The organism is Acidiphilium sp. C61 (genome assembly GCF_905116885.1).
GTDB lineage: Bacteria > Pseudomonadota > Alphaproteobacteria > Acetobacterales > Acetobacteraceae > Acidiphilium.
In genome coordinates, this window is record NZ_CAJHNI010000005.1 from 581,555 (window position 1) to 605,774 (window position 24,220).

The following is a 24,220-nucleotide window of genomic DNA, read 5'->3' on the forward strand; positions in this document are numbered from 1 at the left end:
TCGGGCTCCTCAGCTCTCGACGCGCCAGACGATCCAGATCAGGATCGCCGACAGCACGACCCAGAGGAGCTGGTACCAGTAGAAAAAGGGAAAGCCGGCGATTTCCGGCTTGGCGTGATTGAAGAATGGAACCCAAAGCGTGGCCACGAACGGCACCACGAGAAGGATCCGCCAGAACGAAACGCGTGGCTTACGCTCCGTGTTGTCATCGGGCATGGAATGACTCCGGGTTAAGTGAATGTCGATTACGACAACGTTACAGCCCTTTAGACGGACTTGCCCTCCCGGGGCAAGGTATCCTCAACAATCCGTGAGGTCGCCAGCCTGCAGGCGCGCCGGATGGCCCGCAGATCCGACAGTGCGGCGGAGAAATCCGTGTTTTCGATGATGAAATCGAATTCCATCTGGTGGGCCAGTTCGCTTTCGGCTTCCTCCATCCGGCGTTCGATGGTCTCGGCATCGTCGCCGCGCGCGACCAGGCGCGCCCGCAACTCCTCGACGCTGCGGGTGCGGATGAAGACGCCCACCACATCGTTCGGCAAGGCGCTGCGGAGCTGGCGAAATCCCTGCCAGTCGATGTCGAACAGGATGTCCCGCCCAGCGGCCAGCGCCGCCTCGACCGGTGCACGTGGCGTGCCGTAGCGCCGCGCGAACACAGTCGCGTGCTCCAGGAACGCGCCAGTCTCGACCATGGCGGCGAATTCTTCGGGCGATTTGAAGAAATAATGTTCGCCATCGACCTCGCCGGGCCGCGGCGCGCGTGTCGTCGCGCTGATCGACAGCGACATCCATGAATCGCCCTCGAGCAGGGCGCGCGAGAGCGAGGTCTTGCCCGCGCCCGAGGGGGCGGCGAGCACGAGGCACATGCCGCGCCGCTTCATGCCGGCCTACTCAATGTTCTGCACCTGTTCACGCAATTGCTCGATCGTCGCCTTGAGGTCGAGCCCGATCGCGGTCAGCTCCAGCGAAGCGGATTTGCTGCACAGCGTGTTCGCCTCGCGGTTGAATTCCTGCATCAGGAAGTCAAGCCGGCGGCCGACCGCCACGGCGTCGGCCAGCAGCGCGCGGGCGGCACCGACATGCGCGTCCAGCCGGTCGAGTTCCTCGCGCACATCCGATTTCGTGGCGAGCAGGGCGATTTCCTGGGCGAGCCGCTCCTGCGGCAGCGGATCGGCAGCGCCGAGCAGGTCGGCCAGCGCCGCCTGCAGCCGGGCGCGGTGCTGTGCCGCCTGTTCCGGCGCATGCGCTCTTGCCGCGGCGATCAGCCGCTCGATCGCATCGAGCAGGTCGCCGGCGATTACGGCAAGCCGCTGCCCCTCCTCGCGCCGCGCCTGGTCGAGGGCGGCGAGGGCAGCGTCGAACCCGGCCGCGAGGGTGGCGGCGAGAGCTTCCTGCCGCGCCGACTGCGCGTCATCGGCGGCCTCGTCGGCGAGGGCGGGGCGGATCACGCCGGGCAGGGCCAGCAGCGCCTCCGCGCGCGGCACCATCGCCCCGGGAATCCGGTCCGACAGTGCGAGGGCATGGCGCAGGAACCCTTCGAGCGCCGCCTCGTCCACCATCATCGCCGCCTGCGCCTCGCGCCGGAGCGTCAGCGTCGCCGACACATTGCCGCGTTTGAGCCGCTTGCCGGCGGCATCGCGCAGCGCCGGCTCCAGCGCGTCCAGCCCGGCGGGAAGGCGCAGCCGCAGATCGAGCCCGCGGCCGTTCACGCTGCGGATTTCCCAGACGAAGCTGGCATTGTCATGCGTGCCCGCGTGGCGGGCGAAACCGGTCATCGAGGCGAGAGACATCTTCATGGCCGCAGCGTTTCGCGCACATGATCGAGGGCGACAAGCCGCCCCTCGCGCTCGACATGCCAGAAGGTCCAGCCATTGCAGCTCGCCGCATTCTGCACCGCCGCGCCAACCTGATGGATCGAACCGCGATGGGTGCCGGCGATGATGCTGGCATCGGCTGCGACGGTGGCGCTGACGCGGCGCAACCGGTCGTGCAGCACCGTTCCCGGCGGAACCATGCCCCGCTCGACCAGCACGCCGAAGGCGATGCGGGGCGCATCGCGGCGGCTCGGCATCGCCTTGGTCAGATGCGCCGGCGCCGCCCGCATCTCGCGCAGCCGCGCCCAGCCGGCCTCGACATAGGCCGGATGCCGCTCGATACCGATGAAATGCCGGTTCAGCCGCTTGGCCACCGCCGCCGTCGTCGCCGTGCCGGAGAACGGATCGAGCACCACATCGTCGGGATTGGTCGCCGCCAGGATCACCCGGTGCAACAGCGCTTCCGGCTTCTGGGTGGGATGCAGCTTCAGCCCGTGCTGGTTGCGCAGCCTTTCGCCGCCGGTGCAGAGCGGGATCGTCCAGTCACTGCGCATCTGGGTGTCGTCGTTCAGCGACTTCATGGCCTGGTAGTTGAAGCGGTAGCGCGATGTCCGCTCGCGCGCCGCCCAGATCAGCGTCTCGTGCGCATTGGTGAAGCGCCGGCCGCGGAAATTGGGCATCGGGTTGGTCTTGCGCCAGATCACGTCGTTGAGGATCCAGAAGCCGAGATCCTGCATGATCGCGCCGAGGCGAAAAATGTTGTGATACGAGCCGATCACCCAGATCGTCGCGTCCTTGTGCATCAGCCGCCGCGCCTCGCCGAGCCAGCCGCGGGAAAACGCGTCATAGGCCGCGAAGTCGCTGAACTTGTCCCAGTCATCGTCGACACCGTCGACCACGCTGTCATCCGGCCGGCGAAGCTCGCCGCGCAGCTGCAGGTTATAGGGCGGGTCGGCGAAGACGCAGTCGATCGATGCGTCGGGCAGCATGCGCATCGTCTCGACGGCATCACCGAGCAGAAGCTGATCGAGCGGCAATTCGCGAATGGCGGTCAAGGGCAATTTGGGCCTCGGTCTGTCTCTCCCTCCTATACCTGACGAACCCGCCGTGGTCGCGTCAATGGCCGATTCGCATCCGGACCGGCAAAGCGGGTTGCATCGGCGGCGAATTGGGCCATCCTGCCCCGGCAATGCGGAGGATTTCATGCCCTACGAAATGATCATCACCGAAACCGACGGCGCCGTGGCGTTCATCCGGCTGAACCGGCCCGAGGCGCTCAACGCGCTGTGCGACCAGCTCATGACCGAGCTGGGCGACGCGCTGCGCGGCTTCGATGCCGATGCCGCGATCCGCTGCATCGTCCTGACCGGGTCGGAACGCGCCTTCGCCGCCGGCGCCGACATCAAGGAGATGGCCGACCGCACCTGGCCGGCAACCGGGCTCGACGATTTCATCGGCCGGTCGTGGGAGGTGGTGACGACGATGCGCAAGCCGGTGATCGCCGCGGTCGCGGGCTATGCGCTGGGCGGCGGCTGCGAGCTGGCGATGATGTGCGACATCATCCTCGCCGCCGATACCGCGAAGTTCGGCCAGCCGGAAATCGCCATCGGGGTGATCCCGGGTGCGGGCGGCACGCAGCGCCTCACCCGCGCCATCGGCAAGTCGAAGGCGATGGAAATGATCCTCACCGGCCGGATGATGGATGCGGAAGAGGCAGAACGCGCCAATCTCGTCGCCCGCGTCGTGCCGGCGGCGGAGCTGATGGCGGAGGCGACGAAACTGGCCAAGCGGATCGCCAGCATGTCTCCGGTGGCACTCCTGCAGGCCAAGCGCAGCATCAACGCCGCCTTTGAAACCACCCTGTCCGAAGGCATCAGATACGAGCGCGCTGCCTTCCTGCCGCTGTTCGGAACCCCGCATCAGCGTGAGGGCATGCAGGCCTTCATCGCCAAGCGCAAGCCGGATTTTTCCTGACCCCGGGTTTCACCCCTGTCCTGTCCCGGGCCTGAAACGACCGCGTTCAGGATCGGGACACAAGAGCACGTTCCGATCCGAAAGGATCGGATGTCGTGCTCTATCATATTGATAATTAGAGCATCTTTATCCGATCAGATGATTCTATCTGATCGGATGATGCTCTAGGAGCTGGACGGAGAACAGGCGATCCGGATCCGTCCAGCTTTCGGCCACCAGCCAGCCCGCCTCGGCGGCCAGGGCGGCGAAGCGGGCCTCGGAAAACTTGTGGCTGTTCTCGGTATGGATCGTCTCGCCGGCAGCGAATTCGATCCTGCGCCCGGCAACGCGCACGCTCTGCGGAACCCGGCTTTCGAGATGCATCTCGATCCGGCGGAACCTGTCGTTCCACACCGCCCGGTGGCGGAACAGCGCGGGGTCGAAATCGGCCTCGGCTTCCCGGTTCAGCCGGCTGAGAATGTTGAGGTTGAACGCCGCCGTCACCCCCTCGGCGTCATCATAGGCCGGGATCAGGATATCCAGCGACTTCTCGAGATCCACCCCGATCAGCAGCGGCGCGCCGGGCCCGAGCGCCCCCCGCGCCCGCCCGAGAAACGCGACTGCTTCGTCGTGATCGAGATTGCCGATCGTCGATCCCGGAAAGAAGCCGAGACGCGGCATCCCCGCGATCGCTGCCGGCAGGCGCACCGGGGCGAGAAAATCGGCGGCCACCGGATGCACCGCGATTGCGGGATGACGCCGCCGCATCCGCGCGGCGAGTGCGGCAAGCGCGGGGGCGGCAATGTCGATCGGGACATAGGCGGCGCTCTCCAGCGGGCCGAACAGGAATTCCGCCTTCCCTTCATCGCTGGCGCCATATTCGACGAGCGCAGCACCGGGCTCCACCCACGCGCCAAGCGCCGCCGCAACCCGCGGCAGCAAGGCGCGCTCGGTGCGCGTCGGGTAATATTCCGCAAGCCTTGTGATCGCCCCGAACAGCGCGCAGCCGGGCTCGTCGTAGAACAGCTTGGGCGGAAGGCTCTTGCGCGGTGCCGTCAGCCCGGCGAGCGCCTCGGCAACGATGTCGGTTTCAGGCGATGCCAGCCCCGACACCGTTCAGCTGTCCCGCGCGAGACGAAGTCCCGCGAACTGCCAGCGTTTGTCCGGATGAAAGAAGTTTCGATAGCTCCGCCGCGCATGCCCGTCCGGCGTTGCCATTGAAGATCCGCGCAGAACCATCTGATTTATCATGAATTTCCCATTATATTCACCGATCGCGCCGGCAACCGGGCGGAAGCGCGGATAGGGGCGATAGGCGCTTTCGGTCCATTGCCAGACATAGCCGGTCATCTCCGCGAGGCGCGGATCCGCCGCCGCGGCTTCCCATTCCGCCTCGGTGGGGAGTCGCGCGTCGCACCAGCGGGCATAGGCATCCGCCTCGTACCAGGAAACATGCATCACCGGCGCATCGGGATCGAGGCTCAGCACGCCTTCGGGGCCGAAGCTGGACCAGCCATCATCGTCGTACCGCCAGTAGAGCGGCGCCGCCCAGCCGCCGGCACTCGCCGCTGCCCAGCCGTCGGCCATCCACAACGTGCTGGTCCGGTAGCCGCCATCCGCCATGAAGGCGAGCCAGTCGCGGTTGCGCACCAGCCGGTCGGCAAGGCGATAGGGCTCCAGCCATACCTGGTGCCGCGGCCCCTCATTGTCGAAATGAAACCCACCCCCGGCGAACCCGATCTCGACGAGCCCGCCGGGACAATCGACGAAGCCGTCGCCGCCGGGCACCGCCGGGGTCCGGGCAAAATGCGGTATCGGCGCCGGGGCGAGGCGGTTCTGCGCGAAGGCATGGGTAATGTCGGTGATCAGCAGTTCCTGATGCTGCTGCTCGTGATTGAGGCCCAGCACCACCAGATCGGCCGGCGCCCCGCCGCGTTCGATCAGGCCCTGCATCGCAGCGTCGACATGCGCGCGATAGGCGGTCACCCGCGCGCCATCGGGCCGGGTGATCAGCCCGCGCTCAGGGCGAGGCTGCCGTTCGCCGACCGAATCGTAATAGGAGTTGAACAGGAACTGGAAGGCCGGATCGAACACCCCATAGCCCGGGGCGTGGGGCAGCAGCACGAACTGCTCGAAAAACCAGGTCGTGTGCGCACGGTGCCATTTCGCCGGGCTCGCATCCGCCATCGACTGGATGCACTGATCCTCGGCTGAAAGCGCCCGGGCAAGGTCTTCGGTGTGGGCACGTACGCGTTCATACGACCGGGCCAGGCCGGGCGGGGTGTAACCATCCATCGCAATCCCTCCGATGCCGTTCACAAGACATGGACGACCGGGGGCGGTTTGTCAGCGCTTTTTTGCCTCCGGCACGGCAAGTTCACGCGACGCCCGGCACGCCTTTCGATGTCGAATATTCGAAATGCAGCGCCTGTTCGGGGTGAACGATCGGATGGATCGCGTGCGCCGCCATCGCCGCCTCGGAAAATCCCTGCAGGATCAGCTTCAGCTTGCCGGGATATTCGGCGACGTCGCCGATCGCGAAAATGCCGCGCGTGCTGGTCTCGCAGGTGGACGGGGTCACGAGAACGTGATGGAGGGAAAGTTCGAGTCCCCAGGTCGCGACCGGGCCGAGATCGGTGGCGAGGCCGAAAAACGGCAGGAGGACATCCGCCTCGAGATGCCGCGTCGCCCCGTCGAGATCGGCAACCTCGACCGTGTGCAGCGTGCCGTCGGCGCCATGCAGGGCGTGCAGCTGGTAGGGGATCACGAGATCGATTTCACCCTCGGCCGCCGCCGCGGCGAGCTGGGCCGCACTTTCCGGCGCGGCGCGGAATTTCGCCCGCCGATGCGCCACGGCGATGCTCGCGGCGATGCCCCGCAGGGCAAGCGCCCAATCCACCGCCGAATCGCCGCCACCGGCGATCACCACCCGCTTGCCGCGCAGCGCCTCGCGCCGCTTCACGTAATATTGCACCGCACCGCTCGCCTCGTAGGCGGCCAGCCCGGCAAGGGGCGGGCGATTCGGGCCGAACGCGCCGGCACCGGCGGCGATGATGATCGCCTTGGCGCGGACAAGATCGCCCTGGTCGGTGCCGATGGTGAAATCGCCGCAGGCGCCGGAAATCGCCGTCACCAGCCGGCCGAGCAGACGCGGCGCGGCAAAGGGGGCGATCTGCCGCTCCAGATTCTCGATCAGCCCCGCCGCCTCGATCGCCGGCAGGGCGGGGATGTCGTAGATCGGTTTCTCCGGGTAGAGCGCGGCGCACTGGCCGCCCACCTCGCCCAGCGCATCGATCAGCACGGCGCCGAGTTTCAGCATCCCGCACTCGAAGACGGCGAACAGGCCCGCCGGACCCGCGCCAATGATGGCCACATCTGTGGTGATCGTCTCTGCCATGCCCCATGCGTAGCCGAAACCGCGCGCGGGTCAACTTGCAAAGACCGGCTGATCGGGCAGGATCGAGCAATGGGGATTCGAACGATATCGCTCAGCGGCGAGGACGCCACCGCGGCGCTGGCGCGGCAACTGGCCGCACATGCGCGCGCCGGTGACGCTTTCCTGCTCTCGGGCCCGCTTGGCGCCGGGAAATCGACCCTTGCCCGCGCCTTCATCCGCGCCCGCGCCAATGATGCCACGCTCGACGTGCCGAGCCCGAGCTTCACCCTGGTGCAGACTTATGAACTTGATCCGCCGGTGTCACATTTCGACCTCTGGCGCCTCGGCGGCCCGGAGGATGTCGCCGAACTCGGGCTGGATGCGGCCCTAGCCGGCATTGTCCTGATTGAGTGGCCCGACCGGCTCGGCCCGCTCGCGCCTCATGAGGCTCTGGCGATCGCGCTCGATTGGGACGAGGGCAATCACCGCACTGCAACGATCCGTGGCCCAGATGCCCTGCTCGAAAGATTTCTGCCATGATCCCCAAGGTCCGGTTCGTCGGCGCCGATCGCCCGTTCCTGCTTGAGCTTGCCCGCGCCTGGCTGGAGACGGCGGCGCATGCCGGCCGCGACCCGGCCGATGGCGTGCTGTTCCTGCCCACCCGCCGCGCCGCCCGCGCCGCCGCCGCCGCCTTTCTCGAAGCGAAAGGCGGGCCCCTGATCATGCCCCGCATCGCCGCGATCGGGGCGGCGGACGAGGCCGCCCTCGGCATCCTCGCCGGGCTCGACCTGCCGCCGGCGATCGCCGCAGAGGAGCGCCGCACCATCCTCGCCCGGCTGATCCTGAGCATGGGCGGGCGCGACGGCGCGCCGACCACCCTCGCCGCCGCGCTGCTGCTCGCCGACGACCTTGCCCTCCTGCTCGACACCGCCGCCCAGGCCGAGATCGAGCTTGCCGACACGCTGCCGGGAATCGTGGCACCCGAACTCGCCGAACACTGGCAGCGCACGCTCGATTTCCTGTCGATCGTCACGCGCGCATGGCCCACGATCCTTGCCGAGCGCGGCGCGGTCGATCCGGCGGTGCGCCAGCGGATGCTGCTCGATGCGCAAGCCGAGCGCTGGCGCCTGGCACCGCCGTCGCACCCGGTCTGGCTCGCCGGGCTTGCCGCGGCACCGCCCGCCCTGTCGCGCCTCGCGCGTGTCGTCGCCAGTCTGGACCAGGGCTGCGTGGTGCTGCCCGGCTTCGATCCCGACCTGCCGGACGAGGCATGGTCGATGCTCGATCGCACGCCGTCCCATCCCCAGGCCGGATTCCGCCGCCTCGCCGAGGCGATCGGTGTGCAGCGCGCGGAAATCCATCCCCTGCACGCCCCCCTGGGCGCCCCCCTGCACGCCCCCCTGGGCGCCCCCCTGCCCCCCCCCTGGGCACCGGGGAGACGACCGGCCGGGCGGGCCGGATCGCGCTGCTCCGCGATGCGTTCCTGCCGATTCCGCCCGCGGCGGAGGGCGTAGCGGCGGCGGATGACGGGCTCTGGCGACTTGATGCTGCCGATGAACAGGACGAAGCGCGGGCCATCGCGCTCACCCTCCGCGATGCGCTGGAAACGCCGGGGCGCGATGCGGCGCTGGTCACGCCGGATCGCGGGCTGGCCCTGCGCGTGGCCGCCGAGCTCGAACGGCTCGGCATCCGCGCCGAAGACAGCGCGGGCGAACGCCTCGCCGACACGCCGCCGGCAATCGTGCTGCGCCTGCTCGCCACCTGCGTCGAGAGCGGCTACGACGCCGTGCCCCTGCTCGCGCTGCTGAAACATCCGCTGGTGACGGCCGGTCAGCCGCAGGGGCGGTGCCGCGCCCTCGCCCGCCGGCTCGACCTGCTGCTCCGCCGCGCCCTGCCCGGCCCCGGCTTCGCGGCCATGCTCCACGCCGCCGATCACGAGGCCGCGCACGAGGCAGCGCCGGATGATCCGCTGCCTTCCTTCCTCGCCGATCTGCAGCTTCGCCTCCGGCCGATATCGTCCCGCCCGGCGAGCCTGGCGCCGGCAACCCTTCTCGCGGGGCTGATCGCGGCGACGGAAGCGATCACCGACGATCTCTGGGCCGGCGAGGCCGGGGCAGCGCTATCCGAGCATCTGGCCATCCAGCTCGCGGCACTCGACGGCCTGCCGGATGTCCAACCGGCGGAACTCGTCCCGCTGCTCGACGCGGTGCTGGGCAGTGCCCGGCTGCGGCGCCCGCGCGCGCGCGACGCGAACCCGCGGGTCGCCATCTGGGGCATGATGGAGGCGCGGCTGCAGCGGGTCGACACGCTGGTTCTCGGCGGCATGGTCGAGGGCGTGTTTCCCGCGGAACCCGATCCAGGGCCCTGGCTGTCCCGGCCGATGCGGCGCGCCGCCGGCCTACCGGACGATGCCGAGAAGATCGGTGAGGCGGCACACGATCTCGGCATCCTGATCGGCGCGTGCGACGAGGTGGTGCTGTCGGCGCCGCGCCGGCGCGGCCGCGCCCCGGCGGTGCCCTCGCGCTTTCTGGCGCGAATCGACCTCGGGCTGCGGGGGAAAGGCGGCGTGTTGCGATCACACCCGGCGCGCCAATGGTCCGCCAGGCTGGACCAGCCCGGCAGCCCGACGCCCGGCAGCCCGACGCCCCGCCGCACGCGGCCGGAGCCGCGCCCGCCGGCGCATGCAAGGCCATCCAGCTACTCGATCTCGAAGATCACGACACTGCTCGCCGATCCCTACGCCATCTATGCCAGCGAGGTGCTGAAACTGCGCCCGCTCAACCCGCTGCAAGCCGAGACCGACGCCGCGATTTTCGGCACCATCACGCATGATGCGCTGATGGAGGTGGCATGCTCGCCGGGCTGGGCCAGGGCAGAGGACGCACCGCGCCGGCTCGCCCACGCCTTCGCCACCGCCTTGCGCGCGCGGCGCCTGCGCCGGGCCCTCGAGGCGTTCTGGCTGGTCAGGCTGGAACGCATCGCCGGCTGGATCGTCGAGATCGAGCGCGCGCGGCTCGTCGAAAAGGGCGAGGCGGACGATATCAAGGTGGAACGGCCCGGCGCCTGGCGGTTCGGCCGGTTCACCGTCGATGGCCGCGCCGACCGCATCGAGCGGCGAGGCGATACGCTTGCGATCATCGACTACAAGACCGGCAGCCCCCCTACCGACCGGGCGGTGGAGCAGGGCAAGGCACCGCAGCTGCCGATCGAGGCGGTGATCGCCGAAGCGGGCGGCTTCCCCGGTTTCGCCGGCAAGGTCGCCGAACTCGCCTATTGGAAACTGTCCGGCGGGGCGACCGAGGGCGAGACCAGGGCCTTGTTCGGGAACAAGGCCGAATCGCTCGATCAGGTGATCGAGGCGGCGCGCACGCAGATCCCCCCGCTGCTCGCCCATTACGCCGATCCCGCGACACCGTTTCTCGACGCGCCACATCCCGGCCGCAAACCCAAGGATCAACCCTACGCCGGCATATCCCGCCGCGCCGAATGGCAGGAGGACGCATGAGCGACGCCATCGCAGTGGCCGAGGCAGCGCAGCGCGCGGCCTCCGACCCATCGGTTTCGGCCTTCGTCGGCGCCTCGGCGGGATCGGGCAAGACCAAGCTGCTGACCGACCGGCTGCTGCGGCTGATGCTTTCCGGCGCACCGCCCAGCCGCATCCTGTGCCTCACCTTCACCCGCGCGGCGGCCGCGGAGATGGCGATCCGCCTGCGCCGGCGGCTCGGCGACTGGGCCATTGCGACGGATTCCCGGCTCGATGCCGATCTCGCGGCACTCGACATGCCGACCGATACCGCGACGCGGCAGCGGGCGCGGATGCTGTTCGGCCAGGTGCTCGACCTGCCGGGCGGCATGCGGATCGACACGGTCCACGCTTTTTGTCAGTCGTTGCTGCGCCGGTTTCCGCTGGAGGCGCAGATCTCGCCGCATTTCGCCGTCGCCGACGAGGCCGAAGCCGCCAGCCGCCGCCGCGCCGCGCGCGAGGCCGTACTGGGCGATGACAGCCGCACGGCCGAAGCCGCACTCAGGCTTCTCGCGGGGCAGATTTCGGAAACCGATTTCGCCGGCCTGACCGACCGGATGCTGACCGACGCCCAGGCGAGGCTGGCGAAGCTCGCATCCCGCTACGAAACCGTCGGCGGCATCGCCGCCATGCAGGCGGCGGCGCTCGATGCCCCCGAAGCCGACGAGGACGCGATCCTGCTCTCGATCGTCGAATTCGACGATCGCAACATCCGCGCCACTCTTCGCGCGATGAGCGAGCGCAGCTCGGACAAGGCGCGGGAAAAGGCCACCGCCCTGCTAGCCTGGCTGGACCTGCCGCCAGCGCAGCGGGTTGCCCGGCTCGATATCTGGCGGGATGGATTTTTCACCGGCGCCGGCGCACCGCGCGCGATGACGACGCTGTTGAGCAAGGCGCTGGATGCCGCGGAGCCGGCACTGCGGACATCGATCGAGGCCGAACAGGCACGGCTGCTGCGGATGATGGACCGTCTCGCAGCGCGGCGCCTCGCCGATCTTTCCGCCGCCCTCGCCCGGCTCGCGCTGCCGATCCACGCCGCAGAACAGGGAGCGAAACAGCTCAATGCGCGGTTCGACTATGCCGACCTGATCGCCCGCGCCGCACAGCTTCTGGTCGATCCCGGTGCCGCCTGGGTGCTCTACAAGCTCGATGGCGGGATCGATCATATCCTGCTCGATGAGGTGCAGGATATCGCACCGGCGCAATGGGCGGTGATCGACGCGATCGCGGCGGAGTTTTTCGCCGGCACGGGGACGCGGCCCGATGGGATGCGCACGGTTTTCGCGGTCGGCGACCGGAAACAGTCGATCTACTCCTTCCAGGGCGCCGACCTCGCGAGTTTCGACGCCTGGCGGGCGGGCATCGGGGCCCGTGTATCCGCCGCCGGGGCGCGCTGGCATGAAGGCAGCCTCGCCACCTCGTTCCGGTCCACGGCGCCGGTTCTCGCCTTGGTGGACAAGGTGTTCGAGAGCGGGCCGGCGCGCGCCGGCGTGGTCATGCCCGGCGAGACGCTCGCGCATGGCGCAAGCCGCGCCGGACAGGCCGGCTCGGTGTCGCTGTGGCCACTGGTTGCGGCCGATCCCGATCCCGATCTGCCGCCCTGGGCGCCGGCAGAGACCTATGCCGAACAGGCCTCGGCGCGGCGGCGGCTCGCCCGGGCGGTGGCCGGATGGATCAAGGCCAATATCGGCACGATGCGGCTTGAGTCGCGCGGGCGCATGCTCGCCGCCGGCGATGTCTTGATCCTGGTCAGGCAGCGCAACGAATTCGGCATCGCCCTCACCCGCGCGCTGAAGGAGTACAATGTCGAGGTTGCCGGGCTCGACCGCATGGTGCTGACCGAAACCCGCGCCGTGGCCGACCTCATTGCGCTGGCCCGCGCCGTGCTGCTGCCGCAGGACGATGTCGAACTCGCGACCGTGCTGGCAAGCCCGCTTGGCGGCCTGTCCGACGAGGAGCTGATGCGGCTTGCGCTGGGCCGCAAGACCTCGCTGCGCGATACGCTGTTCGCCCGCGCCGACGAGTGCGCCGCCTTCGCCCAGGCGCGTGATCTGATCGCCGAAGCGCAGGCGCGGGCTGATTTCGTCACCCCCTACCGCTTCTTTGCCGAAGTGCTCGGGCCGATGGGCGGCCGGGCCCGGCTGCTCGCCCGGCTCGGGCCGGAAGCCGCCGAGCCGCTCGACGAACTGCTCGCCACCGCGCTCGACTATGGCGCGCGCGAGGCGCCGAGCCTGCAGGGCTTCCTCGCCGCGCTCGATGCCACCGCGGCCGAGGTCAAGCGCGAGGCGGAGGCAGCCGGCAACGCGGTGCGGCTGATGACCGTTCACGGCGCGAAGGGCCTGCAGGCGCCGCTGGTCATCCTGCCGGATACGACCGGACAGCCGGGGAAAGAGGCGCGCGAGATGATCCACTGGCTCGAAGCGCCGCAGGATGGCGGCGAGGTACCCATCTTCTGCCCCCGCGCCGACATGCGCAGCGCCGCGGTGCAACAGGCGCTTGCCCGGAGTGCGGCCCGCGCCGCCGAGGAATATAACCGGCTGCTCTACGTGGCGCTGACCCGCGCCGAGGACCATCTGGTCGTCTGCGGCGCGGCGCCGAAGACCAAGCTGCCGGACTCATGCTGGTACGAGAGCGTGCGCGCAGGTTTCGCCCGGCTCGACGGCGTTGCCGACCGCGCGGCGGAAGTGCCGCTGGAAGGCAGCATCCTCTGCCTCGAAACCGCGCAGACGGCAGCGCCGGACCGGACCGCCGCCGTCGCCACGACGGTCGCATCGCCATTGCCGCACTGGATCGGCCCGGAAACCGGCTGGCGCGCGGCGCCGCCGCCCGAGCCCAAGCGCCGGATCGACCGCCTGGTGCCGAGCCGCAGCGCCGAAGGCGAAAGCACGGGCCTAGCCGCTTCCTCGCCGCTGGCGGGCCGCGAAACCGGCCGCGCCGCCGGTCTTGCACGCGGCCGGCTGATCCATGCGCTGTTGCAGCATCTGCCCGATCTTGCGCTCGCCGACCGGCACGAAGCCGCACGCCGCTACCTGGCGCAGCCCGCTCACGACCTCGACGCCGCCGAACAATCCGCGCTGATCGAGGCGGTTTTCGGAGTGCTCGACCATCCTGAGCTGACGCCGCTGTTCGGCCCCGCCTCGCGCGCCGAGGCGCCCGTGGCCGGTATTGTCGGCGGCGTCGAAATTGGCGGGCTGATCGACCGGCTCGCCGTGCTGCCTGACCGGGTGCTTGTCGCCGACTACAAGACCGACCGCCGGCCGCCGGACGATCCGGCTGGAATCCCCGAGGCCTATGCGGCGCAGCTCGCCGCCTATGTCGCGGTGCTCGGCGGAATATATCCCGATCGGCGGATCGATGCGGTGCTGGTCTGGACATCGCAAGCCCGTGTCATGCCGGTCCCCGCCGCGATGCTGGCCCGGCATGCGCCGAAGCAGGACCAGCCATCCGCTTGATCGTCACGGGGCAAGACGCCATTCTCTTCTCAAACGCATCGCTTCAAGGAGCATTATCATGGGTGCAGCCACGAAAGCCGTGTCTGACGCGGAATTTTCCAACTCGGTTCTCGACTCGAAGGAGCCGGTTCTTGTCGATTTCTGGGCAGAATGGTGCGGTCCCTGCAAGATCATCGGACCGTCGCTGGAAGAACTCGGCAGCGAATATGCCGGGCGGGTTACCGTCGCCAAGGTGAATATCGACGAGAACCCGATGACCCCGACCCAGTATGGGGTGCGTGGCATCCCGACCCTGATCCTGTTCAAGGATGGCAAGCCGGCGGCACAGCATGTCGGCGCCGCGCCGAAAAGCGTGCTGAAGGCCTGGCTCGACAAAAACATCTGACCAGCCCTGCGGGTGGATGCGGCGTGCTGCATCCACCCGGAGCGCCCAGCCCAGCACCCGACGCATAAAGCATCATCCGCTCAGAGATGCGGCCCCAATAGCGCGAGATCCGCCGGGCCGAGCCGGTCCTTAGCGGTCTGTGCCTGGTGCCAGTAGGGGTAGTGCAGCTTGCGCTGGCTTACCGCATCCAGCATCGAGCGTTCTTCCTTGGTCAGCGTCAGGCTGGCCGCGCGCAGATTGTCCACCAGTTGCTCCTCGTTGCGTGCGCCGATGACGAGCGAGGTGACCGCCGGCCGTCCGAGCAGCCAGGCGAGCGCGACCTGCGCCGCCGAAACGCCATGCGCGCCGGCCACCTCGACCAGCGCCTCCACAATGTCCCAGAGCCGGTTTTCGTCGTGGATCGGGGGTTCGCTCCACCCGGCAAGCTGGCGTGTGCCGGGCGGCGTGTCCTGGTTGCGACGATGCTTGCCGGACAGCAGTCCGCCGGCGAGCGGGCTCCAGACCAGCACGCCCAGCCCCTGATCGATCGCGAGCGGGATCAGTTCGTTCTCGGCCTCCCGCGCTTCGAGCGTGTAGTGGATCTGCTGGCTGACGAACCGTTCGCGATTCGTCCGATCGGCGATCGCCAGCGCCTTCATGACATGCCAGGCGGAATAGTTCGAACAGCCGACATACCGTACCTTGCCGTGGCGGATCAGCATGTCGAGCGCCTGCGTCGTCTCTTCGAGCGGGGTCAGCCCGTCCCATTCGTGAACCTGATAGAGATCGATGAAATCGGTTCGCAGCCGGGTCAGGCTCGCCTCGCAGGCCGCGATGATGTGGTGGCGCGACAGGCCGCGATCATTCGGCCCCTGCCCCATCGGAAACCGCACCTTCGTCGCGATCAGCAGACCCTGCGGCCGCTTGCCGCCCAGCGCCTCGCCGATGATCTCCTCGGCGCCCCCGGTAGAATAGATATCGGCCGTATCAACGAGATTGACACCGGCATCGACGCACATGTCGATCTGCCGCCGGGCCTCGGCGCGCCCGACATTGCCGACCTTCCCGAACACGCCGCGCCCGCCCATCGTCATGGTGCCAAGCGTCAGCGTCGAAACCTTCAGGCCGGATCGGCCGAGCTGGCGATAGTCCATCGGGAGGCTCCCTGCGTTGTTGCGGCAGATGTCGTGCGGCGCGGCCGCCGGAACAAGGGCGCGACCCGTCAGGCGCCGCCGCGCGCGGTGCGCTATCGTAACAACTGTCATCGAGGCTTCACACTAAAGCGCCGCTCGCTGGTCTACACGCGATTTGACGGGAGGCGGTCCGCGATGCGGGCTCGCCCCGTTCTGTTTGTCGGGCAAAACGATCCGGCCGAAGTCCTCCCGCTCCGTCACCGGCCCGGGAATGCTCCGGGCGGAGTCTCGGAGAGTCAGCATGACCCTGGATTATATCATTCACCTCGCGAATTATTCCGACGGGGTACTTTACGTTCTCGCCGGTCTTTTCGTCATCGCCGTCGCGGTGATCATCGACCGGATGTGGTATCTCCGCCGCGCGATCCTTCGCGGCAGCTCGATCGTCCGCCGCATGGCCGCCATGGGCCGCGTCAACGAGGACGATCTGACGACGCTGCGCGACTATGCCGGCCGGATGCCGGAGGCGCTGCTGCTCGACACCGCCCTGAACCACATGCACGATACCAACCACGCCTCGATGAACAGCCGCATGGACGAGGCGATCATGCTGGTAGCCCCCCGGCTCGACCGGCGGATGTGGGTGCTGGATACGATCGTGACGCTCGCGCCGCTGCTCGGCCTGTTCGGCACGATCATCGGCATGTTCCACGCCTTCTCGGTGCTCGCGACACCCGGCCATGCGCCGGCCGAGGTGACCGGCGGCGTGGCCGATGCCCTGGTGGCCACCGCCTGCGGCATCTTCATCGCCATGATCGGCCTTGCCACCTTCAACATGCTGCAGAACCAGGTCCGCCTGATCATTCATCAGCTCGAGACGATCCGCACCATGGTGCTGAACCGCACCGATGGCGCGCCGGTCGTGCCCCATGCCGGTAGCCGCCCGGCGATCCGCACCGCGGTGGCGGCCTGATTTCATGAACATGCGCTATTTCGAGGCCCGGAAGGCGCGCGTCGAGATCATCCCGATGATCGACGTGATGCTCTTCCTGCTGGTGTTCTTCATCATCGTCACGCTGCAGATGATCCCGGATGCGGGAATCCCGATGCAACTGCCGAACTCGACGCAGACGACGCATCTCAAGCACCCGAAATTCACCGTGAACATCCTTGCCGATGGCAGTATTCAGGTGAAGAAACAGGTGCTGACGCCGGACCAGCTCACCGCCATGTTCCAGGCCGATGGCGATCCGTCCAAGACCGAGGTGACGATCGCCGCGTCGAAGGCCGTCGCCTTCCAGCATTTCGTGACGGTGATGGACGCCGCGCGAAAGGCGGGTGTCACCGATATCGGCATCGCCGCGCAGCCGGTTGCCGGAGCTGCAGCTTCTCCGGCCGGCGGAACGCCTGCTGCTGCCGCGCCGGCCAGCGGCAACTGACCCGACTGGTTGGCCGGGCCCGAGGCGGCCCGGCCAACCTTCAGTCGAGAAACATCTTTCCCGGATTGAGGATGCCGCGCGGATCGAGCGACTGCTTGATCGCGCGCATCACGCCAAGCGCTGCCGCCCCGTGCTCGCGCGGCAGGAATTCCCGCTTGCCGAGCCCGACCCCGTGCTCGCCGCTCGCCGCCCCGCCAAACGACAGCGCCTGGGCGACGATTTCACGATCGAGCTCCCATGCTTTCGCCCGGCCTTCCTCACCTTCGGGATAGAGGATCAGCACGTGGAAATTACCATCGCCGACATGGCCGACGATGCAGGCTTCGAGACCAGAGCGGGTCACCGCCTCGCGCGCCAGCGAAACCGCCTCGGCCAGACGCGAGATCGGCACGATCGTGTCGGTCGCAAAGGCGCCCTTGCCGGGATAGGCGGCCCGCGCTGCCCAATAGGCATCGTGGCGGGCGCGCCAGAGCCGGTTGCGGGCCTCGGTTTCGGTCGCGAAGGCGAAGCCGCTGCCGCCATGGGCCCTGGCGATCTCCTCGGCCATCGCCCCCTGCTCGGCAACACCCTGCGCACTGCCGTGGAACTCGAACATCAGCGTCGGGCCGGCGGTGAGATGATCGAGCTTCGAATAGGCGATCGAGGCTGCCATCTGCGCGGTATCGGCGAATTCGATGCGGGCGACGGGAATGCCCGTCTGCATGATCTCGATCACCGCGGCGACTGCGGCGTGCTCGTCGGCGAAACCGCAGACGGCGGCACCGATCGCCTCGGGAATGCCGTAGAGTTTCAGCTGCACCTCGGTGATGATGCCGAGCGTGCCCTCCGAACCGATCAACAGGCGGGTCAGGTCATAGCCGGTGGACGATTTGCGGACCCGCCCGCCGGTGTCGATCACGGTGCCGTCGGCCAGCACGGCGCGCAGCCCCAGCACATTGTCGCGGATCGTGCCGTAGCGCACCGTGGTCGTGCCGGACGCGCGCGTCGCACACATCCCGCCGATCGTCGCATCGGCACCGGGATCGACCGGGAAGAACAGCCCGTGATCGCGCAGATAGGTGTTCAGCTGCCGCCGCGTCACCCCGGCCTCTACCCGGCCGTCGAGATCGGCGTCATTCACCTCGATCACCCGGTTCATCCGCGTCAGGTCGAGGCTGATACCGCCGCGCACCGGCGTCACATGGCCTTCGAGCGAGGTGCCCGCGCCGAACGGCGTGACCGGCACGCAAGCCGCGTGGCACAGCCGCAGCAGTTGCGAAACCTCCTCGGTCGACTCGGGAAACGCCACCGCATCCGGCAGGCTGGTGGCAGCATTGGCCTCACCATGCGCATGGGTTTCACGGATATTGGCGTTCAGGCTGAGCCGCTCGCCGAAAATGGCGCGGGCAGCGTCGATCGTGCTCTGCGTGTCCATGGCTTCAGGCTAACGTCATTTCCCGGCAAAGTCATGTGCCGGCCCACTAGCCGCCTGCGCCGACTTGCCCAACCGGCGCGGAGCGAATACCGCATGTCGCCATGCAGACGACAGTGATGAAGCTTCTCTATCTGGGTGACGTTGTGGGCCGGTCCGGGCGCGAGGCCGTCATCGCCGCCCTGCCACGGCTGAAACAGGAACTCGGCGCCGATGTCGCGGTAGTCAACGGCGAGAACGCCTCCCACGGATTCGGCCTCGCGCCGGACATGGCGGACGCCCTGTTCGCCGCCGGGGCGGATGCCATCACCCTCGGCAACCACGCCTGGGACCGCAAGGAGATCATCCCCTATATCGCCCAGCAGAAGCGGGTGATCCGGCCGCTCAACTTTCCCCCGGGCACCCCGGGCGATGGCGTGGTCGACATCACCCTGCCGGATGGGCGGCGCGTGCTGATCGCGCAGGTGATGGGCCGGCTGTTCATGGACCCGATGGACTGCCCGTTCCGCGCGCTGGAAGGGGTTCTGTCGCGCGTGCGGCTCGGCGTTACCCATGCGGCGATCATGGTGGATTTCCACGGCGAGGCGACGAGCGAGAAAATGGCCTTCGCCCATCGGTTCGACGGTGCGGTCACCGCCGTGCTCGGTACCCATACGCATATCCCGACCGCCGATCACCATGTTCTGGCCGGGGGGACCGGCTTCATGGCGGATGTCGGCATGTGCGGCGATTATGACAGCGTGATCGGCATGACCAAGGAGGCGGCGATCGGCCGGTTCATCCGCAAGATGCCCGGCGAGCGGCTGCACCCGACCGAGGGTGAGGCGACGGTGTGCGGCGCGCTGATCCGAATCGCCTCGGACGGGCGGGCGCTGGCGGTCGAGCCGGTGCGCCTCGGCGGCCGGCTCGCCCCCGCCATGCCCTCACGCTGAGCGGCGACCGGGCAACATCCGCCGGATGATATGCTCGCCGCGCATCTCATGCCGCACGGCGCCGCCGACATGGGCGGCGAACAGAAGGATGATGGCGATCCCTCCCCAGAAATGGAGGAATTCGAAAACCTCCTGCACGCCGTGATTCTTGCCGACAACGACAGGTAGGGTGAACAACCCGAAGAACGGCACCGGGCGGCCATGCGCCTCGACGAACAGGATGCCGAAGATCGGCATCGCCAGCAGCAGCGCGTAGAACAGCATCTGGGTCGCATGCGCCGCGATCTGGAATGGGCGCCCGATCGTCTCCGGCAGCGGCGGCACGCCAGAGCGGCGCCGGATGATGAGGCGAACCACCATCAGCGCGAGAATGGCAAGGCCGAAGCTCATGTGGATGACCGCGAGCGGGCGGTGAACGGATTTCGAAATCAGGTCGTAATGCAGCAGCAGCCCGGCAATCACGAGTCCGATGACGGTTGCGGCGATCAGCCAGTGCAGGACCTGGATGGATGGGCGATAACGGGCGTCCATGGATTGACCTCGAATGATGTTCGCATTGATTGACCACAGGAAAATGGCGCAGCAATGGCAGGCTCGTTACGGCAATCATACAATTTCGTGAGCCCGGTCCTCGCGGTTCATGCCGACTGGAGCGTGAGCCCCGCGAAGCGCTGGATGAGCGTCGCCCGGCGCGAGGCTGGGCGCTGGCGCATCGAAGCGCCGGAAAAGGTGGGCGAAGCCGCAACCCTCGCCGCACGGCTGCTCGAACGCGCCGCCGGTGCTGCTGTTGCGTTTGGCGTCGACTTCCCGCTCGGCCTGCCCCGTGCCTATGCGCGTGCCGCCGGCATCGACGATTTCGCAGCGTGGCTTGGACGGCTCGATCCCGCTGCCCCCTTGTTTCACCCCTGCGCCAATCTTGCCGAAATCAGCCTTGGTCGACCGTTCTACCCGCTGAAGACCGTGGCCGGCGCCGGGCAGATGGCCCGTCTCGCGGCCGCGCTGGGGATGGACGGTGCGGCTTCGCTGCGCCGCGCGGTCGATTGTCGGACCGCAAGGCGGCCGGCCGGCGCGCCGCTGTTCTGGACGATGGGGGCCAACCAATGCGGCAAGGCAGCCATTTCAGGCTGGCGGGATTGCCTGCTGCCAGCCCTCGCACAAGGGCTTACACTGCGCCTCTGGCCCTTTGCCGGTGCGTTTCACGACCTCCTCGCGCCCGATCGTATCGCCATTGCCGAGACCTATCCCGCCGAGGCCATGGTGCAGACCGGGCTCAGACTGACCGGGAGCAAGCGTCGGCAATCGGACCGGTCTCGCCTTGCCCCCGCGCTGCACGCGCATTTCACCGCCTGCCGTCACGATTCCGCGCCGGAGCTGATCGCCCGGATCGGGGATGGATTCGGCGCCGCACCTGAGGGCGAGGATGCATTCGACTCCCTGCTTGGCGTGCTGGGGCTGATCCGGGTGATCGATGGCGCGCCAGATGGCACGGAGGCAGGACTGCCGGGCGATTCGGCCATCATCCGTGCGGTCGAGGGCTGGGTTCTGGGACAGGTCGATCCGCCGCTGCCTCCCGCTCCCGCATGAGCGCCGCCTCCTCGGTGCGGCCAGATTCGGCGAGCGCGGCAATCACGCCGGCGCGATCGGCCGGCGGCCGGTTCTGGCTGAGCTTGCGCTTCGCGATCATCGTGTCGATCCGCATCACGACCCCGACAATCCCCTTCAGCTGGCCGGCGATGAAATCATCCGGCGCATCGTCGACATGCCACGGGGCGGGCTGCGATGCCTCCTCGCGGTCGGTCAGCGTCGCCACGATCTCATGCAACCGCTGCGGATCCTCGACGATCTCCACCGGCCCGCGCGCATGCACCGCCTCGTAATTCCAGGTCGGCACGACACGGCCAGTCTCCCGCTTGGTCGCATACCAGCCGGGCGAGACGTAGAAATCATGCGCCTGGAAAATCGCCATCGCCGGCGCGCCATCGCGTAGCGCCTGCCACTGGCGGTTGGCGCGGGCAAGATGCCCGACCAGCGTGCCGTGAGGGGCCGGATCGGCGCGATGGAACAGCGGGAGATGCGTCGCCTCCAGCCCTGCCGCGGCGGCCGTCACCAGGATCGGCAGGCGACAGGCGCGGATGATGCCGGCAATGACCGCCGGATCATCCTCGGCAAAGGCCGGCGGAGTATACATCGCCGACGATCAGCCCGCGCCGCAGGCGATCAGCGTCGCCCGAACGGCCTCCACCGGCACCTCGCGGCTGGTGAAGGCGCCGCCGATGCCGCGGGCCAGCACGAAGGCCAGCCTGCCATCGCGCATCTTCTTGTCGCGCTGCATGTGACCGAGCAGCGCCTCGGCGCTCCAGCCGCCGATCCGGTGCGGCAGGCCGACCGCTTGCAGATGTGCTGCGATGCGCGGCGCGATCGCCGCATCGCAATGACCGAGCCGGGCCGAGAGATCAAACGCGCAGACCAGGCCGATCGCCACCGCCTCGCCATGCAGCAGCGCCGCGCCATAGCCGGTTTCGGCCTCGAAGGCGTGGGCGAAGGTGTGGCCGAGATTGAGCAGCGCGCGGCCATCCTGCTTCGCCTGTTCGCGCGGATCTTCCATCACCACCCGCCCCTTGAAGGCGACGGCGCGGGCGACCGCTTCTTCCTGCAAGCCCTGGTCGCCGCCGAGCAGTGCCGCGCCATGGCTCTCGCACCAGTCGTACAGCGCGGGATCTGCGATCAACCCGGCCTTGACGATCTCGGCATAGCCGGCGGCGGCCTCGCGGCGCGGCAGGGTGGCCAGAGTATCGCTGTCGATGATCACGAGGCGGGGCTGGTGAAACGCACCGACGAGGTTCTTGCCATGGCGTGAATTCACCCCGGTCTTGCCGCCGACGCTGGAATCAACCTGCGCCAGCAGGGAGGTCGGAATCTGCGCAAAGGGCAATCCGCGGAGCACACTCGCCGCCGCAAACCCGGCCAGATCGCCCATCACCCCGCCACCGAGGGCGATGATCGCGGTCTGCCGCTCCGGCTTCAGTGCGAGAATATCCTCGACCAGCGTGGCGAAGCGGGCGAGGCTCTTCGATCCCTCGCCTGGCGGGACAACGATCCGCTCATGGATGAAACCCGCATCGTCGAGCGCGCGCGCGAGCCTCGGCAGGTGGGTCTGCGCCACATTCGCGTCGGTGACCACCACCGCACGCCGCGCCGGCAGCGCCGCGGCAAGGCGGGCGCCTGCACCATCGAGCAATCCGCGGCCGATCACCACGTCATACCCGGCATCGGGCAGGTCGATCCGCACGATCTGCGCCGGCGCATGGCGGGCAAGGGCGGCGGCAACGGTCTCGGTGGTCATGTCCGGTGAGTCCTCGGTACTGTCGACGATAATATCCGCCCCGGCATAGACCGGCCCGCGGACAGCGGAAAGCCGTGCGAGGATCTCGCCAGGGTCGCCCTGGTTAAGCAATGGCCGGTGGGTCCGGCCGCGCACCCGGCCGAGCAGGACGCCGATGGTTGCGCGCAGCCAGACCGAAATCGCCCGTTCCCCGATCACGGCGCGGGTATCCGGATCCATGAAGGCGCCGCCGCCCGTCGCAAGCACGACGGGCGGGCCACCGAGCAGGCCGGCGATCACCTCCCTCTCGCGGGCGCGGAACGCCGCCTCGCCTTCGGACGCGAAGATCTCGGCAACCGTCTTGCGGGAAACCGCCTCGATTTCGGCATCGGAATCGTGGAATGGCAGCTGAAGCCGCGCGGCCAGCCGCCGACCCACCGCCGACTTGCCCGCGCCCATCAGCCCGATCAGCACGATGCTGCGCCCTGGATGAGCCGCGGGTGCGCCGGCGGCATGAAAACTCTTGTCGGACATCGTCGCGCGGATTACCACAAAATCTGCATGGCACTAGAGCGGCATATCGAAGCTTTCCTTGAATCGATGGTTGCCGAGCGCGGGGCGGCGCAGAACACCGTTCTTGCCTATCAGGCCGATCTCGCCGATTTCGCCGCGTTCTGCGCCTCGCGCGGCAGTGGGCCGGCTGCCGCCGATGCCACGATCGTGACCGACTATCTCGCCAGCCTTGCGGCCGCAGGGCTTTCCGCCCGCACCCAGGCCCGCCGTCTCTCGGCGCTGCGGCAGTTCCAGCGCTTCCTGCTGCGCGACGGCCAGCGCCACGACGACCCCACTTCCCTCACTTCCTCGCCCAAGCAGCCGCGGACGCTCCCGAAAACGATCAGCGAGGCGGAGGTGAGCGCTTTGCTCGCCGCGGCAGGCACACTCCCTGGCGCCTCGGGGCGAGTTGCGGAGGCAGGGCTGGAAATCCTGTATGCGACCGGAATGCGGATTTCGGAAATGCTGGAACTGCCCGCCCATGCGCTACCGCTGGATGGCAACATGCTGCTGATCCGCGGCAAGGGCGGACGCGAGCGGATCGTGCCGCTGTCCGCAGCGGCGCGAGATGCGGCGAAGACATTGCTCGACACCAACCCCGAGCGGCCGGCGCGCTACCTTTTTCCGGGCCGCCGCAAGGGCATGCCGATGACCCGACAGGCTTTCGCGCGCCTGCTCAAGCGGGTTGCCCTCGCGGCGGGGATCGATCCCGGCCGGCTTTCACCGCACGCGCTGCGTCATGCCTTTGCGACCCATCTTCTCGCCCACGGCGCTGATCTGCGCAGCCTGCAGACGCTTCTCGGCCATGCCGATATCTCGACAACGCAGATCTACACGCATGTCCTCGCGGAGCGACTGCAAAAGCTCATGGAAGAGCACCACCCGATGGCCCGCGAGGCTTCCGGGCCCGCCGAACAGATCCCCTGAACAGCTAGAGCATCATCCGATC

At 68.3% G+C, this 24,220-nt stretch carries 23 protein-coding genes; 11 read left to right on the forward strand and 12 right to left on the reverse strand.

Annotated elements, in window-relative coordinates:
- Positions 1-9 precede the first annotated feature (9 nt).
- From HUW10_RS05505 to HUW10_RS05520, 4 genes are read right to left on the reverse strand one after another with little or no spacing between them, the layout of a single operon-like run.
- On the reverse strand, positions 10-216 hold the full coding sequence (locus HUW10_RS05505; RefSeq protein WP_174502592.1) for a DUF3311 domain-containing protein: 207 nt from the start codon (positions 214-216) through the stop codon (positions 10-12).
- A gap of 50 nt (positions 217-266) precedes the next feature.
- A complete protein-coding gene (gene gmk, locus HUW10_RS05510) occupies positions 267-881 on the reverse strand; it encodes a guanylate kinase (RefSeq protein WP_174502593.1) in 615 nt (204 codons plus the stop codon).
- A gap of 6 nt (positions 882-887) precedes the next feature.
- A complete protein-coding gene (locus HUW10_RS05515; RefSeq protein ID WP_174502594.1) occupies positions 888-1,796 on the reverse strand; it encodes a YicC/YloC family endoribonuclease in 909 nt (302 codons plus the stop codon).
- Entirely contained in the window at positions 1,793-2,809 is a 1,017-nt protein-coding gene (locus tag HUW10_RS05520; protein ID WP_174504754.1) for a site-specific DNA-methyltransferase, read from the reverse strand. The genes HUW10_RS05515 and HUW10_RS05520 overlap by 4 nt, the downstream gene beginning before the upstream one ends.
- A 208-nt stretch (positions 2,810-3,017) precedes the next feature.
- On the opposite strand from HUW10_RS05520, the gene HUW10_RS05525 reads away from it, so the two are divergent.
- The gene (locus HUW10_RS05525; protein ID WP_174502595.1) at positions 3,018-3,788 is read left to right on the forward strand and encodes an enoyl-CoA hydratase-related protein; all 771 of its coding nucleotides are present in this window, start codon (positions 3,018-3,020) and stop codon (positions 3,786-3,788) included.
- Positions 3,789-3,932: 144 nt separating this feature from the next.
- Here the strand turns inward: HUW10_RS05525 and egtD are convergent, their stop codons facing one another.
- The 3 genes from egtD to HUW10_RS05540 all read right to left on the reverse strand — a co-directional run bounded on the left by egtD (position 3,933) and on the right by HUW10_RS05540 (position 7,164).
- The gene (egtD, locus tag HUW10_RS05530) at positions 3,933-4,880 is read right to left on the reverse strand and encodes an L-histidine N(alpha)-methyltransferase (RefSeq protein ID WP_174502596.1); all 948 of its coding nucleotides are present in this window, start codon (positions 4,878-4,880) and stop codon (positions 3,933-3,935) included.
- Positions 4,881-4,883: 3 nt separating this feature from the next.
- The gene (gene egtB, locus HUW10_RS05535) at positions 4,884-6,062 is read right to left on the reverse strand and encodes an ergothioneine biosynthesis protein EgtB (protein WP_174502597.1); all 1,179 of its coding nucleotides are present in this window, start codon (positions 6,060-6,062) and stop codon (positions 4,884-4,886) included.
- A gap of 82 nt (positions 6,063-6,144) precedes the next feature.
- Positions 6,145-7,164, reverse strand: coding sequence for an NAD(P)/FAD-dependent oxidoreductase (locus HUW10_RS05540; RefSeq protein WP_174502598.1), 1,020 nt, complete (start codon positions 7,162-7,164; stop codon positions 6,145-6,147).
- A gap of 69 nt (positions 7,165-7,233) precedes the next feature.
- Between HUW10_RS05540 and tsaE the strand changes: the two genes are divergently transcribed.
- Genes tsaE through trxA form a run of 5 tightly spaced genes read left to right on the forward strand, consistent with a single transcriptional unit; the run spans position 7,234 to position 14,503 of the window.
- On the forward strand, positions 7,234-7,683 hold the full coding sequence (gene tsaE / locus HUW10_RS05545; RefSeq protein WP_174502599.1) for a tRNA (adenosine(37)-N6)-threonylcarbamoyltransferase complex ATPase subunit type 1 TsaE: 450 nt from the start codon (positions 7,234-7,236) through the stop codon (positions 7,681-7,683).
- The gene (locus HUW10_RS18290) at positions 7,680-8,657 is read left to right on the forward strand and encodes a hypothetical protein (protein WP_236656230.1); all 978 of its coding nucleotides are present in this window, start codon (positions 7,680-7,682) and stop codon (positions 8,655-8,657) included. Before tsaE ends, HUW10_RS18290 begins: the two co-directional genes overlap by 4 nt.
- The gene (gene addB, locus HUW10_RS05550) at positions 8,633-10,648 is read left to right on the forward strand and encodes a double-strand break repair protein AddB (RefSeq protein ID WP_236656500.1); all 2,016 of its coding nucleotides are present in this window, start codon (positions 8,633-8,635) and stop codon (positions 10,646-10,648) included. The genes HUW10_RS18290 and addB overlap by 25 nt, the downstream gene beginning before the upstream one ends.
- Positions 10,645-14,118 carry a double-strand break repair helicase AddA gene (gene addA, locus HUW10_RS05555; protein WP_174502600.1) on the forward strand — a complete coding sequence of 1,158 codons (3,474 nt, stop codon included), beginning with the start codon at positions 10,645-10,647 and terminating at the stop codon, positions 14,116-14,118. The genes addB and addA overlap by 4 nt, the downstream gene beginning before the upstream one ends.
- 58 nt (positions 14,119-14,176) lie before the next feature.
- Positions 14,177-14,503, forward strand: a complete 327-nt coding sequence (gene trxA, locus HUW10_RS05560) for a thioredoxin (protein ID WP_174502601.1) — start codon at positions 14,177-14,179, stop codon at positions 14,501-14,503.
- Between the two features lie 80 nt (positions 14,504-14,583).
- Here the strand turns inward: trxA and HUW10_RS05565 are convergent, their stop codons facing one another.
- Positions 14,584-15,636, reverse strand: coding sequence for an aldo/keto reductase (locus HUW10_RS05565; protein ID WP_174502602.1), 1,053 nt, complete (start codon positions 15,634-15,636; stop codon positions 14,584-14,586).
- 280 nt (positions 15,637-15,916) lie between these two features.
- On the opposite strand from HUW10_RS05565, the gene HUW10_RS05570 reads away from it, so the two are divergent.
- Both HUW10_RS05570 and HUW10_RS05575 read left to right on the forward strand, forming a co-directional pair.
- Positions 15,917-16,588 (forward strand): MotA/TolQ/ExbB proton channel family protein, encoded by a 672-nt coding sequence (locus HUW10_RS05570; RefSeq protein ID WP_174502603.1) that lies wholly within the window; start codon positions 15,917-15,919, stop codon positions 16,586-16,588.
- A 4-nt stretch (positions 16,589-16,592) separates the two neighbouring features.
- Positions 16,593-17,054, forward strand: a complete 462-nt coding sequence (locus tag HUW10_RS05575; RefSeq protein WP_174502604.1) for a biopolymer transporter ExbD — start codon at positions 16,593-16,595, stop codon at positions 17,052-17,054.
- Positions 17,055-17,094: 40 nt separating this feature from the next.
- Here the strand turns inward: HUW10_RS05575 and HUW10_RS05580 are convergent, their stop codons facing one another.
- Positions 17,095-18,468, reverse strand: a complete 1,374-nt coding sequence (locus HUW10_RS05580) for an FAD-binding oxidoreductase (protein WP_174502605.1) — start codon at positions 18,466-18,468, stop codon at positions 17,095-17,097.
- A 116-nt stretch (positions 18,469-18,584) separates the two neighbouring features.
- On the opposite strand from HUW10_RS05580, the gene HUW10_RS05585 reads away from it, so the two are divergent.
- The gene (locus HUW10_RS05585; RefSeq protein WP_174504755.1) at positions 18,585-19,397 is read left to right on the forward strand and encodes a TIGR00282 family metallophosphoesterase; all 813 of its coding nucleotides are present in this window, start codon (positions 18,585-18,587) and stop codon (positions 19,395-19,397) included.
- Here the strand turns inward: HUW10_RS05585 and HUW10_RS05590 are convergent.
- Positions 19,389-19,928 (reverse strand): cytochrome b, encoded by a 540-nt coding sequence (locus HUW10_RS05590; protein WP_174502606.1) that lies wholly within the window; start codon positions 19,926-19,928, stop codon positions 19,389-19,391. The genes HUW10_RS05585 and HUW10_RS05590 overlap by 9 nt on opposite strands.
- A gap of 87 nt (positions 19,929-20,015) precedes the next feature.
- Here HUW10_RS05590 and HUW10_RS05595 point away from each other — a divergent pair, with 87 nt between their 5' ends.
- Positions 20,016-20,981: a hypothetical protein gene (locus HUW10_RS05595; RefSeq protein WP_236656231.1), complete on the forward strand. Its 966-nt coding sequence runs from the start codon at positions 20,016-20,018 to the stop codon at positions 20,979-20,981.
- Here HUW10_RS05595 and HUW10_RS05600 read toward each other — a convergent pair.
- Together HUW10_RS05600 and aroB are read right to left on the reverse strand one after the other, a co-directional pair.
- The gene (locus HUW10_RS05600; RefSeq protein ID WP_174502608.1) at positions 20,914-21,585 is read right to left on the reverse strand and encodes an FMN-binding negative transcriptional regulator; all 672 of its coding nucleotides are present in this window, start codon (positions 21,583-21,585) and stop codon (positions 20,914-20,916) included. The two genes, HUW10_RS05595 and HUW10_RS05600, sit on opposite strands and share 68 nt — an antisense overlap.
- Positions 21,586-21,594: 9 nt before the next feature.
- The gene (gene aroB / locus HUW10_RS05605; protein ID WP_174502609.1) at positions 21,595-23,253 is read right to left on the reverse strand and encodes a 3-dehydroquinate synthase; all 1,659 of its coding nucleotides are present in this window, start codon (positions 23,251-23,253) and stop codon (positions 21,595-21,597) included.
- Between aroB and HUW10_RS05610 the strand changes: the two genes are divergently transcribed.
- Complete coding sequence (locus HUW10_RS05610) at positions 23,233-24,198, forward strand: site-specific tyrosine recombinase XerD (RefSeq protein WP_174502610.1); 966 nt, start codon at positions 23,233-23,235, stop codon at positions 24,196-24,198. The two genes, aroB and HUW10_RS05610, sit on opposite strands and share 21 nt — an antisense overlap.
- Positions 24,199-24,220 lie beyond the last annotated feature (22 nt).

Bases quoted from the DNA above. Each gene is read 5' to 3' on its own strand.
- HUW10_RS05505 (WP_174502592.1), bottom strand. From the start codon at position 216: ATGCCCGATGACAACACGGAGCGTAAGCCACGCGTTTCGTTCTGGCGG.
- HUW10_RS05570 (WP_174502603.1), top strand. From the start codon at position 15,917: ATGACCCTGGATTATATCATTCACCTCGCGAATTATTCCGACGGGGTA.
- HUW10_RS05575 (WP_174502604.1), top strand. From the start codon at position 16,593: ATGAACATGCGCTATTTCGAGGCCCGGAAGGCGCGCGTCGAGATCATC.
- HUW10_RS05520 (WP_174504754.1), bottom strand. From the start codon at position 2,809: ATGCGCATGCTGCCCGACGCATCGATCGACTGCGTCTTCGCCGACCCG.
- addA (WP_174502600.1), top strand. From the start codon at position 10,645: ATGAGCGACGCCATCGCAGTGGCCGAGGCAGCGCAGCGCGCGGCCTCC.
- HUW10_RS05515 (WP_174502594.1), bottom strand. From the start codon at position 1,796: ATGAAGATGTCTCTCGCCTCGATGACCGGTTTCGCCCGCCACGCGGGC.
- HUW10_RS05525 (WP_174502595.1), top strand. From the start codon at position 3,018: ATGCCCTACGAAATGATCATCACCGAAACCGACGGCGCCGTGGCGTTC.
- trxA (WP_174502601.1), top strand. From the start codon at position 14,177: ATGGGTGCAGCCACGAAAGCCGTGTCTGACGCGGAATTTTCCAACTCG.
- HUW10_RS05540 (WP_174502598.1), bottom strand. From the start codon at position 7,164: ATGGCAGAGACGATCACCACAGATGTGGCCATCATTGGCGCGGGTCCG.
- HUW10_RS05580 (WP_174502605.1), bottom strand. From the start codon at position 18,468: ATGGACACGCAGAGCACGATCGACGCTGCCCGCGCCATTTTCGGCGAG.
- gmk (WP_174502593.1), bottom strand. From the start codon at position 881: ATGAAGCGGCGCGGCATGTGCCTCGTGCTCGCCGCCCCCTCGGGCGCG.
- tsaE (WP_174502599.1), top strand. From the start codon at position 7,234: ATGGGGATTCGAACGATATCGCTCAGCGGCGAGGACGCCACCGCGGCG.
- HUW10_RS18290 (WP_236656230.1), top strand. From the start codon at position 7,680: ATGATCCCCAAGGTCCGGTTCGTCGGCGCCGATCGCCCGTTCCTGCTT.
- HUW10_RS05600 (WP_174502608.1), bottom strand. From the start codon at position 21,585: ATGTATACTCCGCCGGCCTTTGCCGAGGATGATCCGGCGGTCATTGCC.
- HUW10_RS05565 (WP_174502602.1), bottom strand. From the start codon at position 15,636: ATGGACTATCGCCAGCTCGGCCGATCCGGCCTGAAGGTTTCGACGCTG.
- HUW10_RS05585 (WP_174504755.1), top strand. From the start codon at position 18,585: ATGAAGCTTCTCTATCTGGGTGACGTTGTGGGCCGGTCCGGGCGCGAG.
- HUW10_RS05610 (WP_174502610.1), top strand. From the start codon at position 23,233: ATGAAAACTCTTGTCGGACATCGTCGCGCGGATTACCACAAAATCTGC.
- HUW10_RS05590 (WP_174502606.1), bottom strand. From the start codon at position 19,928: ATGGACGCCCGTTATCGCCCATCCATCCAGGTCCTGCACTGGCTGATC.
- aroB (WP_174502609.1), bottom strand. From the start codon at position 23,253: ATGTCCGACAAGAGTTTTCATGCCGCCGGCGCACCCGCGGCTCATCCA.
- egtB (WP_174502597.1), bottom strand. From the start codon at position 6,062: ATGGATGGTTACACCCCGCCCGGCCTGGCCCGGTCGTATGAACGCGTA.